This is a genomic window from Parabacteroides sp. KHUB-02 (assembly GCF_056640955.1).
Genome location: NZ_JBWQEV010000001.1, coordinates 976,466 through 991,701, shown reverse-complemented (window position 1 = coordinate 991,701; position 15,236 = coordinate 976,466). Strand labels below are relative to the sequence as shown.

At 45.4% G+C, this 15,236-nt stretch carries 11 protein-coding genes; 1 reads left to right on the top strand and 10 read right to left on the bottom strand.

Annotated elements, in window-relative coordinates; translation table 11 throughout:
• Positions 1 to 48: 48 nt before the first annotated feature.
• From carB to ACYIA1_RS04300, 3 genes are all read right to left on the bottom strand, one after another.
• Positions 49 to 3,276 (bottom strand): carbamoyl-phosphate synthase (glutamine-hydrolyzing) large subunit, encoded by a 3,228-nt coding sequence (gene carB / locus ACYIA1_RS04310; protein ID WP_122297688.1) that lies wholly within the window; start codon positions 3,274 to 3,276, stop codon positions 49 to 51.
• Positions 3,277 to 3,367: 91 nt separating this feature from the next.
• On the bottom strand, positions 3,368 to 4,549 hold the full coding sequence (carA, locus tag ACYIA1_RS04305) for a glutamine-hydrolyzing carbamoyl-phosphate synthase small subunit (protein WP_130882091.1): 1,182 nt from the start codon (positions 4,547 to 4,549) through the stop codon (positions 3,368 to 3,370).
• Positions 4,546 to 6,432: an amidophosphoribosyltransferase gene (locus ACYIA1_RS04300; RefSeq protein WP_005857863.1), complete on the bottom strand. Its 1,887-nt coding sequence runs from the start codon at positions 6,430 to 6,432 to the stop codon at positions 4,546 to 4,548. Before ACYIA1_RS04300 ends, carA begins: the two co-directional genes overlap by 4 nt.
• A 349-nt stretch (positions 6,433 to 6,781) precedes the next feature.
• On the opposite strand from ACYIA1_RS04300, the gene ACYIA1_RS04295 reads away from it, so the two are divergent.
• Complete coding sequence (locus tag ACYIA1_RS04295) at positions 6,782 to 7,942, top strand: ATP-binding protein (RefSeq protein ID WP_130882089.1); 1,161 nt, start codon at positions 6,782 to 6,784, stop codon at positions 7,940 to 7,942.
• A 209-nt stretch (positions 7,943 to 8,151) separates the two neighbouring features.
• Here the strand turns inward: ACYIA1_RS04295 and ACYIA1_RS04290 are convergent, their stop codons facing one another.
• Genes ACYIA1_RS04290 through ACYIA1_RS04260 form a run of 7 tightly spaced genes read right to left on the bottom strand, consistent with a single transcriptional unit; the run spans position 8,152 to position 15,231 of the window.
• Positions 8,152 to 9,465, bottom strand: a complete 1,314-nt coding sequence (locus tag ACYIA1_RS04290) for a UDP-glucose dehydrogenase family protein (RefSeq protein WP_122369243.1) — start codon at positions 9,463 to 9,465, stop codon at positions 8,152 to 8,154.
• Between the two features lie 16 nt (positions 9,466 to 9,481).
• Positions 9,482 to 10,534 carry an NAD-dependent epimerase gene (locus ACYIA1_RS04285; RefSeq protein ID WP_122369244.1) on the bottom strand — a complete coding sequence of 351 codons (1,053 nt, stop codon included), beginning with the start codon at positions 10,532 to 10,534 and terminating at the stop codon, positions 9,482 to 9,484.
• 35 nt (positions 10,535 to 10,569) lie between these two features.
• The gene (locus ACYIA1_RS04280) at positions 10,570 to 11,400 is read right to left on the bottom strand and encodes a glycosyltransferase (protein ID WP_122369245.1); all 831 of its coding nucleotides are present in this window, start codon (positions 11,398 to 11,400) and stop codon (positions 10,570 to 10,572) included.
• Entirely contained in the window at positions 11,397 to 12,665 is a 1,269-nt protein-coding gene (locus ACYIA1_RS04275) for a glycosyl transferase (protein ID WP_121962778.1), read from the bottom strand. Before ACYIA1_RS04275 ends, ACYIA1_RS04280 begins: the two co-directional genes overlap by 4 nt.
• Before the next feature lies 1 nt (position 12,666).
• Entirely contained in the window at positions 12,667 to 13,398 is a 732-nt protein-coding gene (locus tag ACYIA1_RS04270; protein WP_197730308.1) for a glycosyltransferase, read from the bottom strand.
• Positions 13,395 to 14,399 carry a glycosyltransferase family 2 protein gene (locus tag ACYIA1_RS04265; RefSeq protein WP_227713896.1) on the bottom strand — a complete coding sequence of 335 codons (1,005 nt, stop codon included), beginning with the start codon at positions 14,397 to 14,399 and terminating at the stop codon, positions 13,395 to 13,397. Before ACYIA1_RS04265 ends, ACYIA1_RS04270 begins: the two co-directional genes overlap by 4 nt.
• Positions 14,365 to 15,231, bottom strand: coding sequence for a glycosyltransferase (locus tag ACYIA1_RS04260; RefSeq protein ID WP_480334493.1), 867 nt, complete (start codon positions 15,229 to 15,231; stop codon positions 14,365 to 14,367). Before ACYIA1_RS04260 ends, ACYIA1_RS04265 begins: the two co-directional genes overlap by 35 nt.
• Positions 15,232 to 15,236 lie beyond the last annotated feature (5 nt).

The window sequence follows — 15,236 nt, the reverse complement described above, 5'->3', positions numbered from 1 at the left end:
CCGCAAACTTACGAAATAAATACCACTTGATTTACATCAAGCCCCCATTTATTTATATTCCTGCCAACTCTTGATGCAGATATCATCTACGCTCAAGGTACAGAAGGCTTGAATGAAAGCGCTCGCCAGACGGGCATTCGTAATCAACGGGATATTCAGGTCGATGGCGGCACGGCGGATCTTATAGCCGTTGTCAAGCTCGCCGGCGGAAAGGTCACGAGGAATATTCACGACCATATCGATCTGCTTCTCATGAAGCATCTTAAGCGCCTGCGGTTCTCCCTGCTCGCTCGGCCAGTACACCTTCGTACTCGGAATGCCATTCTCCTCCAAGAAACGGTGCGTACCTCCCGTAGCGAATAGGTTGTAACCTTTCGCCGCCAGCATCTTAGCGGCATCCAGCATGGCTACCTTCTGCTTCGGCGTACCGGTGGACAGGAGGATATTCTTCTCCGGAACCCGTTGCCCGACAGCGAGCATACTCGTCAACACCGCCTCGGATACATCATCGCCCAGACAACCCACCTCGCCCGTGGAAGCCATATCGACCCCTAATACCGGATCGGCTTTCTGCAAGCGGTTGAACGAGAATTGAGAGGCCTTGATACCCACGTAATCCAAATCGAACTCATTCTTATTCGGTTTCTCTACCGGCAAGCCCAGCATGACACGGGTAGCCAACTCGATGAAGTTTATCTTCAGCACCTTGCTCACGAACGGGAAGGAACGGCTGGCACGAAGGTTGCACTCGATCACCTTGATCTCATTGCCCTTCGCCAGATATTGGATATTGAACGGGCCGGAGATATTCAGCTCCTTAGCGATCTGCTTACTGATACGCTTGATACGACGAACCGTCTCCACATATAATTTCTGGGCCGGGAACTGAATCGTAGCGTCGCCGGAATGAACCCCGGCAAACTCGATATGCTCGCTAATGGCATACATCACGATCTCGCCATGATCGGCCACGGCATCCATCTCCACCTCTTTCGCATGCTCGATGAACTGACTTACCACCACCGGATGCTTTTGGCTGACGTTGGCGGCCAATTTCAAGAAACGCTCCAACTCCTCTTGATTCGAGCAGACATTCATGGCGGCACCACTCAGCACGTAACTCGGGCGAACCAACACGGGGAAGCCTACCTCCGCCACGAAGCCATTGATATCCTCCATGGAAGAAAGCTCTTTCCAGCGGGGTTGATCCACGCCGATACGATCCAACATGGCGGAGAACTTCTCACGGTCCTCGGCATTATCGATGCTCTTGGCGGATGTCCCCAAGATATTCACATGCTGCTCGTCCAAACGCATCGCCAAGTTATTCGGGATCTGGCCGCCGGTGGAGACGATCACGCCGTGGGGGTTCTCCAGCTCAAGGATATCCATCACACGCTCGAAGGTAAGCTCGTCGAAATAAAGACGATCGCACATATCATAGTCGGTAGACACCGTCTCGGGATTGTAGTTGATCATCACGGAACGATAGCCCTCCTTACGGATCGTATTCAAGGCCTGCACGCCACACCAGTCGAACTCCACCGAGCTACCGATGCGATAAGCGCCGGAACCCAGCACGACAATCGAGCGATGATCGCCCAAGTACGTCACGTCGTTTTCCGTACCGCTATACGTCAGGTACAGGTAATTCGTCTGCGCCGGATACTCGGCGGCCAAGGTATCGATCTGTTTCACCACCGGAAGAATGCCATGCTCCTTACGGAACTGACGAACCAACATCATACCCTTCTCCACATCCCCGTCGAGACCGATCGCCCGTGCGATCTGGAAATCAGAGAAACCTTGTATCTTCGCCCGGCGGATCAACTCCGGATTGATGCGCCAACGTTGGATCCCCTTCATATCGAAAGCGTGAAGCTCCTTGGAGGTCTGCATGATTCCATATAGTTTCTGTAGGAACCATCGGTCTATCTTGGTAAGCTCATGAATCTGGTCTACCGTATAGCCAGCACGGAATGCCTTCGAGATAACGAAGATACGGCGGTCGGTAGGCTCATGCAAAGCCTTATCGATATCCTCGATCACCAACTCCTTATTCTCCACGAAACCGTGCATACCCTGCCCGATCATACGCAAGCCCTTCTGGATAGCCTCTTCGAAAGTACGTCCGATCGCCATCACCTCGCCAACCGACTTCATGCTGGAACCCAACTCACGAGCCACGCCGTGGAACTTACCCAAGTCCCAGCGAGGGATCTTACATACCACGTAATCAAGAGCCGGCTCAAAGAAAGCGCTAGTCGTTTTCGTCACGGAGTTTTTCAAGTCGAACAAACCGTAACCCAAGCCTAATTTAGCGGCCACGAAAGCCAACGGATAACCGGTCGCCTTAGAAGCCAAGGCCGAAGAACGGCTCAAGCGGGCGTTCACCTCGATCACCCGGTAATCCTCACTCTCCGGATCGTAAGCGTATTGCACGTTACACTCGCCCACGATACCGATATGGCGGATGATACGGATCGCCAACTCACGTAATTTATGATAATCCGTATTGCTCAAGGTCTGCGAGGGGGCGATCACGATAGACTCTCCCGTATGGATTCCCAGCGGGTCGAAATTCTCCATGTTACATACCGTGATACAGTTATCGAAGCGGTCGCGCACCACCTCGTACTCTACCTCTTTCCAGCCCTTCAAGCTTTTCTCCACCAATACTTGCGGAGAGAAAGAGAAAGCCTTCTCTACCAACACGTCCAATTCTTCCTCATTGTCGCAGAAACCGGAACCCAAGCCCCCCAGCGCATAAGCGGCACGGACGATGACCGGATACCCCAGCTCGGCGGCCGCACGGCGAGCGTCAGCGGCGTTCTCCACGGCCTCGCTCTTGATCGTCTTCACGTCGATCTCATCCAGCTTGCGTACGAACAACTCCCGATCCTCGGTATCCATGATAGCCTGCACCGGGGTACCCAATACCTTCACGCCATACTTCTCCAGCACGCCGCTTTGGTAAAGGGCCACGCCACAATTCAACGCCGTCTGCCCGCCGAAAGCGAGCAAGATACCTTCCGGACGTTCCTTCTCGATCACCTTTTCCACAAAAAAAGGAGTAACGGGCAGGAAATAAACCGTGTCCGCGACTCCTTCCGAGGTCTGTACCGTAGCGATATTCGGATTGATCAATACCGTTTGAATCCCCTCTTCCTTAATCGCCTTCAGGGCTTGGCTGCCTGAATAATCGAACTCGCCCGCCTCACCAATCTTCAAGGCTCCGGAACCCAGTATCAGGACTTTCTTTATATCTTCTTTCATTGCTTTCTCTTGTTTATTTGGATTATGAATCTTGACAGCCTCTTGTCAGATGCCTTGATAGCCCCCTGTCAAGCCTCGTGACGGGATGAATCTAAAGCAGGTCGGCAAACTTGTCGAACATGAACTCCGTATCCAGCGGCCCGCTGCAAGCCTCGGGATGGAACTGAGAGGAGAAGAAAGGCTTCGTCTTATGCTTGATACCCTCGTTAGTCCCGTCATTCATATTGATGAACAGCGGTTCCCACTCCTCACCCAGCGTATCGTTATCCACGGCGTAACCATGGTTCTGCGAGGTGATGAAGCATTTCTCCGTGCCTACCATACGTACCGGCTGGTTATGGCTACGATGACCGTACTTCAATTTATAGATAGAAGCACCGCCGGCTTTCGCCAACAACTGGTTACCCATGCAAATACCGCAAATCGGCTTATCCCCGGAAAGCGCCTTACGGATATTCCGCACGGCGGCATCGCAAGTATCCGGATCGCCCGGACCGTTACTGATAAACAAGCCATCGTATTCCAGCTGATTGAAGTCGTAGTCCCAAGGCACACGGATCACCGCCACGTTACGCCTCAACAGGCAACGGATGATGTTATGTTTCACGCCGCAGTCCAAAAGCACGACGCGCTTTAGGAATTGAGAATCGAGAATCGAGAATCGGGAATCGGAGGCTTCCGATAAAGAACAGGTCTGGCTCGTACCATCGGGCAGGTAACAAATAATCTCCTTGCACGATACCCGATCCACATAGTTCACATGCTCATAATCCTCGATCTTCAATTCCCCATTTCCAATTTCGTTATCGGCATCGCCGATAACGATGCGTCCCATCATCACGCCATGCTCACGCAATTTCTTAGTCAACGCACGCGTATCGATACCGTATATGCCCGGGATCTTCTCCTCCTTCAACCAGTCGCCCAAACTGCACTCGGCGTTCCAGTGGCTATACTCATGGCTGTAATCGCTAACGATAATCGCCTCGGCATGGATCTTCTCGCTCTCCATAAACGTAGCGATCCCGTTCGGCTCGAACGTACGAGGCGGGACACCGTAGTTACCAACGAGCGGATAAGTCAACACCATCAACTGGCCTGCGTACGAAGGGTCCGTCAAGCTCTCCGGATATCCGGTCATAGCGGTATTGAACACGACCTCGCCAGCCACCGGTCTCTCATAGCCGAAAGAGTAGCCACGGAAGACGGTACCGTCGTCTAACATCAAAGTTGCTGTTCTGTTTGTCTGCATAGAATCTGTATGTTGTGTCATTTCACTAAATATTCTTCTTCCATATAGTGAATAAAAGCCTCGTTCACTAACCGAGTCCCGCCCGGTGTCGGGTAATCGCCGGAGAAATACCAGTCACCCGGATGCTCCGGACAAGAGGCATGCAAGCCCTCCAAAGTCTGGTAGACGATCTCTACTTTCGCCTGTGTCCCGGCCGGTGTAAGCAACTCCACCATCTTAACGGATATCTCCTCGTCCGTAAACGGGGCGTATATCTCCTTTACGTAATTCACCAACGGACCATCCGCCGCTGTTTGTTGTCGCTTCGCCTTCTGATAAGCGTCCAAGATCACGTATTCCATCCCCCGGTCACGTAACAGGGCCACCGCAGCCTTAAAAGCGATAAACTCGTTCATCCGGGACATATCGATACCGTAATAATCCGGGTAACGTACCTGCGGAGAAGAACTTACGATCACGATTTTCTTCGGATGCAGGCGATCCAAGATACCGATAATACTCTGGCGTAAGGTAGTACCCCGCACGATGCTATCATCTATCACAACCAGATTATCGATAAAAGGTTCAATACTTCCGTAAGTAATATCATATACGTGCGCCGCCAGATCATTGCGGCTATTGCCCTCAGCGATAAATGTACGTAATTTTATATCTTTTATAGCTACTTTCTCCGAGCGGACTCGCATGGAAAGGATTTGCTCCAGTTCCTCTTCCCTGAGCAGGTGACTACGATCGGCGATCCATTCTTTTTTCAGCTTATTCAAATAGTTGTTCAACCCCTCCTGCATCCCGAAATAAGCGACCTCGGCCGTATTCGGGATAAAAGAGAAGACGGTATGATTCAAGTCGTAATCCACCGCTTTCAAGATCGGATGCACGAGATTATCTCCCAAACGCTTCCTTTCCCTGTAAATATCCACGTCGCTACCCCGTGAGAAGTAGATACGCTCGAAGGAACAAGCCTTATTCTCTTTCGGCTCCACGATCTGGGAGATATGCCACTCGCCTTTCTTGTTGACGAGTATCGCCTCTCCCCGATTCAACTCCCGGATATCCTCTACCTGCACGTTCATCACGGTTTGTATAACCGGACGCTCGGAAGCCAACACGATAATCTCATCATCCGCATAATAGAAGGCCGGACGGATTCCCCACGGGTCCCGCACGCTGAACGACTCGCCACTACCGGTGATACCGCAAATCACGAAACCACCATCCCAGCCCGGGGTACAGCGTTTCAGCACGTTCGACAAATCAATTTGATCCTCGATGGCATGCGTGATATCCATCCCTCTCAATCCTTCCGCCTCACACTTTTGGTACAGGCGCTCCACTTCCCTGTCCAGCCGGTGTCCCAGCTGCTCCAGCATGATATACGTATCGGAATATTTCCGGGGATGCTGACCGATCGCCGTGATCTCCTCGAATACTTCATGAACATTTGTCAGGTTGAAATTTCCGCAAACGGCAAGGTTCTTTGCACGCCAGTTATTGCGTCGTAAAAAAGGATGGATATAAGAGATTCCGGATTTTCCGGTGGTACTGTAACGGAGGTGGCCCATATAAAGCTCTCCGGCGAAAGGTAGGTTGGCTTTGGCGAATAGCGGATCGTTGAGTTGCTCGGGGGTTAAATCCTTGTAGTGTTCGTGAACTGCGGCAAATATCTCGGTAATAGCTCCGGTCCCGACGGCCCGTTCACGGAACATATATTCCTCTCCGGCATTTGCCTCTAACTTCACGCAGGCTAAGCCCGCTCCTTCCTGCCCCCTGTTATGCTGCTTTTCCATCAGCAAATAGAGCTTGTTCAGTCCATACATCCAACTACCGTACTTCTCGTGATAATACTCCAAGGGTTTCAGTAACCGGACCATGGCAACACCACACTCGTGCTTCAATACTTCCATTGTCGAATCAACTTTTTGATTTTGCCGCAAAGATACAGACAATACCTAACATATTGTTTAAACAAACATAAAATAATTGACACTTTCACGGAAAAAATGTTTTTATCGGACGTTTGGTTAACAAAGCTTACATTTTATAAGCAAAAGGGAGGGTTTTATTTTCAATCCATAAGCCACTCATTTCCCTCTTGAAAGAGGCCTTTCAAAGATATCCATCCGAGAACCGTAATATTTCCGTAACAGAAAGAAAAACACCAATATTCTTTCTGGCACAGAAATATTCTTGCATAAATTCTTTCTATCATAGAAATAATTCGGTAATTTTGTGCGTAAATATAATTTCCATAGAATGAATACAAATATACTCCAAACACTGGTAACGGCCATGCAACGCCGATTAGCGGCTCTTCCGCAGAGATTGCGACCATTTACCACGGAGTTTGATGAGCTCCCTAAAAACCTGATGCTAACCGGTGCCAGAGGATGTGGCAAATCTACATTTCTACTCCATCATTCACAAGGCAGGCGCTTATTATACTTTTCTGCTGATAATCCGAAGATTATTGGCGAACCGCTCTATGACTTAGTTAGTAGCGTATTCATGCTTGGTTATGAAGGTGTTATTATCGACGAGATTCACTACGCATCAAACTGGAGCATACATCTGAAGGCCTTGTATGATGACTATCCAGGAAAAATCATCTGGATTTCAGATTCCTCATCGTTAGTACTTCGTGATGGCAAAGCCGACTTGTCCAGACGTTATGTAGCGATACAGATGCCTTTAATGTCGTTCAGAGAATTTCTATATCTTGAAACTGGCCAAATATACCCCAAGTATAAACTGGGAGACACAATACTACCTACACAACCAGATGCGGAGCTGTTGAACCATTTCCTCAATTATCGTAGTTACGGTACACGTCCTTTCTACCAAGAGAAAGATTTCGAAGCACGTTACATGGCTATCATCGACAAAATTCTCAATAACGATATACCGTTCTTCCTGCCTAGCATTTCCGAAAACAACCTACGTGTGATGCGAGCCATTATCGGCACACTGGCAAACTCCTCAATACCTCGTGTACAAGTCACCTCCTTATGCTCCGACTGGGGAATAGGAGCGGAAAAACTCTATCAACTACTCTTTGTGATGGAAAGTGTAGATCTATTGAAAATAGTAAGGTACCCCAATGACACGAAAGCCCGTAGCACTGGCGCAAAAATGTTGTTCGCAGATCCATGTGCTTATAAGGTTTTGAATGCAGACCAAGGAACGGAACGTGAAGCCTACACTATCCACTGCTTTTCTAGGGCAGGTTACGAGATAAACGCCATGAAAGACGAGAAGAAAGGTGATTATGTGATTACAAAAGACCATGTATCACAAACCCTAGAAGTTGGAGGAAAAAACAAAAATCCTAAAGAAGCGGACTACGTCTTGAGAGACAACACCGACTACCCTGTAGGCAACGCCATTCCATTCTGGCTCATGGGTATGATGTGGTAGTATTATAGTCATCACCTAAAAAAATAATCACCCAGCCATTCGTCTCCCCCCTTCAAAAAGGAAATGAATGTCCAAGGTGATTATTTTTTATCAGAAAGCAGGAAAATCCCTATCTTCCCCACTCCTTTATCATCTGCTCATTCCGTAAACGACATTACCATCCATAATGACAATATACGTGTTGTTGCTTTACTCCATAAAAATATCTGCTATTGTTTCCCTATACACTCATAAATAAAACCAGCTTCATGAAGTTCATGAGCGTCATAAATATTACGACCATCGATCAATAAGGAATTACGCATAAGTCTTTTAAGTACAGCCCAGCTAGGGATACGGAACTCTTTCCATTCCGTAACTAGCAACAAGGCATCCGCATCCACCGTAGCGTCATACATATCACTCGCATAGACGACCTTGTCACCCAGCCTACGTCTGCACTCCGCCATAGCGATCGGATCATACACCCTGACCGTAGCACCCGCTTTCGTCAGCAAATCAACCAAGATCAAAGAGGTAGCCTCACGCATATCATCCGTCTCCGGCTTAAAAGCCAAGCCCCACAAGGCCACCGTCTTGCCGGATAAGTCTGAAATATGTTTTTGAAGTTTATGAAACAACACGTTCTTTTGCCTCTCATTCACCTCCTCGACCGCTCTCAAGACATTCATCGTATAGCCATTCTTTTCCGCCGTCTTGATCAACGCCTTTACGTCTTTCGGGAAGCAAGAACCACCATAGCCACAGCCTGGATACAAGAACTTACTCCCGATACGGCTGTCTGAACCTATTCCCTTACGCACCATGTTCACGTCAGCACCCACCAGTTCACAAAGATTAGCGATGTCATTCATAAAACTAATACGGGTAGCCAACATGGAATTGGCAGCGTATTTGATCATCTCAGCGGAAGGAACATCCGTAAAAATCAAGCGATAGTTATTCATCATGAAGGGCTTATACAACTTCTCCATCAGTTTTCGTGCTCGCTCCGATTCCACGCCGACCACCACACGATCTGGCTTCATGAAATCATCCACCGCATTTCCCTCTTTCAAGAACTCCGGATTACTAGCCACATCAAACTCAACAGACACACCCCGTTTATCCAATTCCTCTTGAATAGCGGCCTTGACCTTCCGGGCCGTACCCACCGGCACCGTACTTTTAGTCACCACTAACGTATATTTATTGATATGCTGCCCTACCGTACGGGCAACCTCCAGCACATAACGCAGATCCGCACTACCATCCTCGTCCGGAGGCGTACCTACCGCACTGAACACCACCTCCACGTCATCCAGAACGGAGGAGAGATCCGTCGTGAACTTCAAACGTCCGGCATTATAATTCTTATGGACCATATCCTCCAAGCCCGGCTCGTAAATCGGGATGACACCCTTCTTCAAGTTCTCGATCTTCTCGGCCATCACATCCACACACGTAACGTCCACACCCATCTCCGAAAAACAGGTACCCGTTACCAAACCGACATATCCTGTCCCGACAATCGCTATTTTCATACCGTAGAATTTATTTTTATAGATTATAATATGATTTGAACCACGCCACGGTTCGATTAACACCCTCTTGAATATCCATTGAAGGCTTAAAACCCACTGCCTGTTGAAGCAATGTAGTATCGGCGTTCGTCTGATACACGTCCCCCGGTTGCATCGGAAGAAAATCCTTCATCGCCTCTTTCCCGCAAGCGCTCTCTATAGCTTGTATAAAATCCATCAACCTGACAGGCTGTGAATTGCCTATATTATAAATACGATAGGGTGCGGAGGAGGAGCTAGGATCCGGATGCTCCGGGTCCCAATCCGGATTCGGTGTAGCCGGGCGATCTAAGACCCGTATCACTCCCTCCACGATATCATCAATATACGTAAAGTCACGTAACATATCCCCGTTATTGAACACCTGAATCGGACGATCGTGCAGAATAGCGTCAGTAAACAAGAAAGGAGACATATCCGGCCTCCCCCAGGGTCCATACACCGTAAAGAAGCGTAAACCCGTGGCAGGAACCCCATACAATTGGCTATACGCATGCGCCATCAACTCGTTAGACTTCTTGGATGCGGCATACAAACTCACGGGATGAGCGATACTCGTTTTCTCCGAGAAAGGCACATCCGCATTCAGACCATACACGCTGCTAGAGCTGGCATACACCAAATGACTCACCTGATGATACCTACATCCCTCCAGCACATTGATAAAACCATTCAAGTTCGATTCCACGTACGCATATGGATTCGTGATCGAATAACGTACGCCCGCTTGGGCAGCCAGATTCACTACCGCATCAAACCCCTCATTGGCGAAAAGCATCCGCATCGCCTGCCGATCCTCCAGATTCATCCGGATAAAACGGTATCTCTCATACGTATGGCTCGGAGTCAATTTATACCAATCCACCTCCTCTTCCCGTATGCCCGCCTCCTTCAAGCGACCATACTTCAAGGCCGTATCATAATATCCATTGATATTATCCAAGCCCACAACCTCGTCTCCCCGCTCCAGTAAACGCCGTGCGACAAACGAGGCGATAAAACCGGCGGAGCCGGTCAATAAAACCTTCATAAATATGTATGTTGAAAAAAGATTTGTGTAAGAAATTATTCTAAGATCCTTTTACGAATATTACTTCCATAGATCTTTCTCACTACCGAGACAGGAAGCAACCTAAACATCAAACGAGCTATCGGATAAATATAACGCCAAGAGAAACGTCCATACAAACGAGAGATCCCATTGACATAAATCTTAAACTCATTGAAAGTATTTTTTCTTTTATTTCTTCGCTTAAAGACATCTCCTTCTCGGCGAAAATAAATCGTTACATCCTTGATATTTCCGATCTGATATCCCTTACAGAGTACATCATACCACAAAGCGAGATCTTGGCTCGTTCGATAACGCTCATCATACCTTAATCCATTGTCAAATATAAAACGACGCATCATCACAGTCGGATGAGCCAATGGTGATGCTTTACAAATAGAACTTTTTACATCTTTATTTGTCAGAGGATAATGACGTATACCCAAATCCTCATGCTCCGCATCAAACTCTTGCAAAGCACCTCCAAGCACCGATACCTCCGGATGTTCTTTCAGATACCTCACCTGCCTCTCAAATCGCAATGGATGCGATATATCATCGCTATCCATACGAGCGATAAAATCTGATTTTACCACACTCAGCCCCTTGTTCAAAGATTTAGTTAATCCCAAATTACAATCATTCCTCAATAAAACCAAGCGTTCCCTCAACAAAGACTTCCAATCAATAATGACACGTATCAATTCATCACCCAATGGTCCATCTTCAACCAAAACAATCTCATCCGGTTTCAAGGTTTGATCCGTCCAAACACTCCGCAAGGCTCGAGCCAAGTAGTCTGCTTTCTCTGATTTATAAACAGACATTAATACTGAAATACTCATACTACAATCCGTGATATATCTATATAACAAAGAGTCCGCTTACCCAAATAAACCGTATCAAAAAAAACATATCGTCCATCTTTAGAAAAACGAGGATGCAAATCACAACGACACTCCCCTGTATATTTCAGTCCATGATATAGTTCTAATAAAGGAAACAACTCACACGTTTTTATATGATAAAGATAAAGATGCTGCATCCTGCTTTTATCCGGATAAGTATCAAATGCGATCCACTCTCCATATACTGTCGGGTGCCCATCACCTGTAGCCAATTCCGTCATCTTGTCACACAAAGTAAACTTTCCAGTATTTATATCTATAAAATAGAAACCATCCTTACCCTCATAACGAAGATAACCAAACACAGTATTATCATCTACCCAACACATGTGACTGACTATTTCGTCATCAGCCAGAACTTTCATTCTCTTGAAATCCGAATACATCAAACGGTCAAACCTACGTTTTCCTCTATACCATCGATGTATGAAAATAAATCCTTTTCCATCAGGTTTTATCATTAAATGATTCACTTTATGAAGACTTACATCAAAAGTATCTTTAGGTTCGACGGATATGATCTCTTGCAAAGTATAAAGTAATTTACTCTCGCCATCATTATATGAGACATACCAAATACCATCATTATCCAAACACTCTAATTCCGTCCTAGAAGGAATAGCAAGACTACGATATCCATAATCCGGACGTAACGCCATTATTCTACTATAATTTATTGACAAGAAATAATCTTTGAGATAAGCATCCTGCACAGGAAACTCAAACTCTTTTACTACAATCCGTTCATCTAATGAATATGCCAATGCCTTATACTTATTATCCTTCAAGACATTGAAAACAACGACATCATCATCAATCCATTGAGATCGTACTCCTTGCTGCCATGTATAAGTTTCACTATCTATTAAATTCACCTCTTGCCTCGTCCTCAAATCAACAACCCTTATTCCTACGGGAAATCTAGGATTGGGCTTAACAGCGGTTGATTGTGTCGGAATATTCACTAACACCATCCCTTTATTATTAATGGAAGTCTTATCATAATAACCGCCAAAACTTTCCGAGTCAGAATAAAAAGAAACTATTTCATTCACTCTTGAATCCAGAATCTTTGCATTGTAGTCTTTATGATAAATAACTGCATTAATAGTTATATATATCTGCTTAACCAATCTTTTCAATCCTGGTGTAGCAGAAAGAAACGATGCTATTAATCGTTCCTTTGTAGAAAAGTTCGCCATATTACCGAAATTTCAATTTTATAAGTTCATAAATATATTTCAACCGGGTTCTTATTTTATAGACTATACCATTTCTAGATTTACCTGTTGATGTAGAAGCGTTCGTATCATGTCTCCTATAAAATATAAGAGGATCTTCAAGAATTTTATAAGTAAAAAAGAAGGAAGCGACATAACCTATCCAACGGTCATGAGATTGTATTCCTTTAGGAAAAGGCAAAGACTTTTCCAAAACGCTCCGCCTAAAAGCCGCACAACAACCCTGCCAAGGAGTGGGTTTATAAAGTGCCTTCCAACGGCTCAATGTAACGCTTCCATCAAAACGGGTATTACTTTTAACAATAAGATTTGAATCTGTCAAATAGCAATCACTTACCACATAATCATATTCTTTTAGTATCAATGACATTATCTTAACCTTATTCTCACACCATACATCATCTTGATCCGCTAAAAAGATAATCTCTCCAGTAGCCTTCTTTAAAGCATTCTCAAAATTTGTTGTTACTAGATTAATCAGCGACAGACCACTTTTATCTCTATCAAATATATAAATCTGAATTCTGCTATCATCAAGTTCTGCTATTCGTTGTAAAGTTTCATCAGTAGAACTATCATCCGACACAATCACCTCATCATCTTCCGATAGCTGGCACAATATAGATTCCAGCTGCTCCTTAATATACTTTGCCCCATTATAGGTAGCTATACAAACAGAGATCTTACCCATCATGCAACCAATGGATAAGATGAAACAACAGGACTAACCGCCTGTATATTTCTTATTATCAGACATTTACCCCCCCCCATTAAATTCTTAGTCAAACTGCTTAATATTAAGAATATAGGCCAATTAGATTTAACCGGGTTCAATCCTCTTATAACCCCATGTATAATATGTTTTAAATACATTGCCCTTGGTGCGATACAAATCGGGAAATAAAATAATTTCACTAAATATTTTACGCCATTCTTCTTTTTCCAATATCCGGGGACATAGTCTCTTCGGCAAAGCCACAAATAATTTCTAAACTGATAATACATCCTAAACGGAGAAGCAATGGCTATCGATCTTGAAGCCACTTTTTTATCACCTTCCCCTAATTGATGGTTAATCTTAGCGTCTTCAACGACAAAAGATCGCCATTGCGATTTATGCCATGCCCGCCAACACCATTCATGGTCTACGCCATCAATAAACAAAGACTCATCAAACCCTCCTACATCAAGCAATGATATCCTCGAGATCAATGATATCGAGGATATCACCGAATAATATTCGGTGATATCGGATGAATTAACAAAGGTTTCTTTAGAAAACCTCGCTATCATTTTTGACTTATCCCCATACGGCATTCCACTCTGCCGATTAATCGCCCGGGTTCCTACCGCTCCAACCTTTATTCCCTTCTTTTGAAGCGCTTGATAATTTTCAAGTAACTTGCTCACCACTTTCTCTGATGCAATCGAATCTTGATCCGAAAAAAGTACGAAATCATAACCTAAATCTATAAAATGACGAATGCCTATATTCTGTGCAGCAGCAATACCTACATTCTTCAGCAATGGTTTATACTCTACCGACTCATAACCGCCCAGCACCTCCGAGTGGTCAGAAGGAGAATTATCCACTACGCATATTTGGTCTACCTGACTAGCCAATGATGACAGAGCTTTCTTTGTCACCTCAAAATCAGGGTTATATAACACCATTACCACTCCTACTTTTACCATATCTTTTATCTAATAATCCATCTTTTACACCTCTAAACATTTGCACATAAATCTCTCGCCAACACCTAACCTTGAAAGGAAAAGAAATTGGAAATACAATTAACTTAATCGCACGATTAATCTTCCATTGCATTGGGACGTAACAACGTCTAATTAACCATAAATAATTTCGTACTTGATAATAATATCGTATCGGGGCTGAAATGATGACAAGCTGGTTAAATATCCGGTACTCTTGTTGCCCTACATAATGAATAAGTTTAATATTTGTGGTTAAACCATTCACAAAACCTTTGTTATTAGCCCTCCAACACAATTCAAAATCCACATAATCAATAAATAAGTAATCATCATTTAGTCCCACCTCCTCTATTTTCCGCAGGGCGACACAACTGCCCGAACTGATAATCTCTCGCCTCAATATAAAATCCTCTGCCGCCCATACATCCCGATGGATTGTCGATTTATACACTTCTTTAGTACGGCCATTTGTTACTGTCGGGCCCAACAAAAACAGATTAGGCACTAATCCATTAATACGCTTATATTCCTCAACCATCCTGTTAGCATACCCCTCAGGGATCACACTATCTTGATCGAAGAAAATCACATAGTCACATCCCGATTCACGAGCTTGCCCGATCCCTTCATTTTGTGCCGTCGCAATACCCAGATTATCCCCCAAAGGGATATACACCAGCCTATCCGCCCTTAAATCCAAATCTCTACCGGGTGTGTTATCCACGACTATTAGAATGATATTTCCATTCTTTAATAGATCCTTATGGAATAAACTCAACTCTGCTTTATACAAGACAACTACTATTGCCACAGATT

Coding starts and splice junctions, on each gene's coding strand:
- carB (WP_122297688.1), bottom strand. CDS start 3,276: ATGAAAGAAGATATAAAGAAAGTCCTGATACTGGGTTCCGGAGCCTTG.
- carA (WP_130882091.1), bottom strand. CDS start 4,549: ATGACACAACATACAGATTCTATGCAGACAAACAGAACAGCAACTTTG.
- ACYIA1_RS04300 (WP_005857863.1), bottom strand. CDS start 6,432: ATGGAAGTATTGAAGCACGAGTGTGGTGTTGCCATGGTCCGGTTACTG.
- ACYIA1_RS04295 (WP_130882089.1), top strand. CDS start 6,782: ATGAATACAAATATACTCCAAACACTGGTAACGGCCATGCAACGCCGA.
- ACYIA1_RS04290 (WP_122369243.1), bottom strand. CDS start 9,465: ATGAAAATAGCGATTGTCGGGACAGGATATGTCGGTTTGGTAACGGGT.
- ACYIA1_RS04285 (WP_122369244.1), bottom strand. CDS start 10,534: ATGAAGGTTTTATTGACCGGCTCCGCCGGTTTTATCGCCTCGTTTGTC.
- ACYIA1_RS04280 (WP_122369245.1), bottom strand. CDS start 11,400: ATGAGTATTTCAGTATTAATGTCTGTTTATAAATCAGAGAAAGCAGAC.
- ACYIA1_RS04275 (WP_121962778.1), bottom strand. CDS start 12,665: ATGGCGAACTTTTCTACAAAGGAACGATTAATAGCATCGTTTCTTTCT.
- ACYIA1_RS04270 (WP_197730308.1), bottom strand. CDS start 13,398: ATGATGGGTAAGATCTCTGTTTGTATAGCTACCTATAATGGGGCAAAG.
- ACYIA1_RS04265 (WP_227713896.1), bottom strand. CDS start 14,399: ATGGTAAAAGTAGGAGTGGTAATGGTGTTATATAACCCTGATTTTGAG.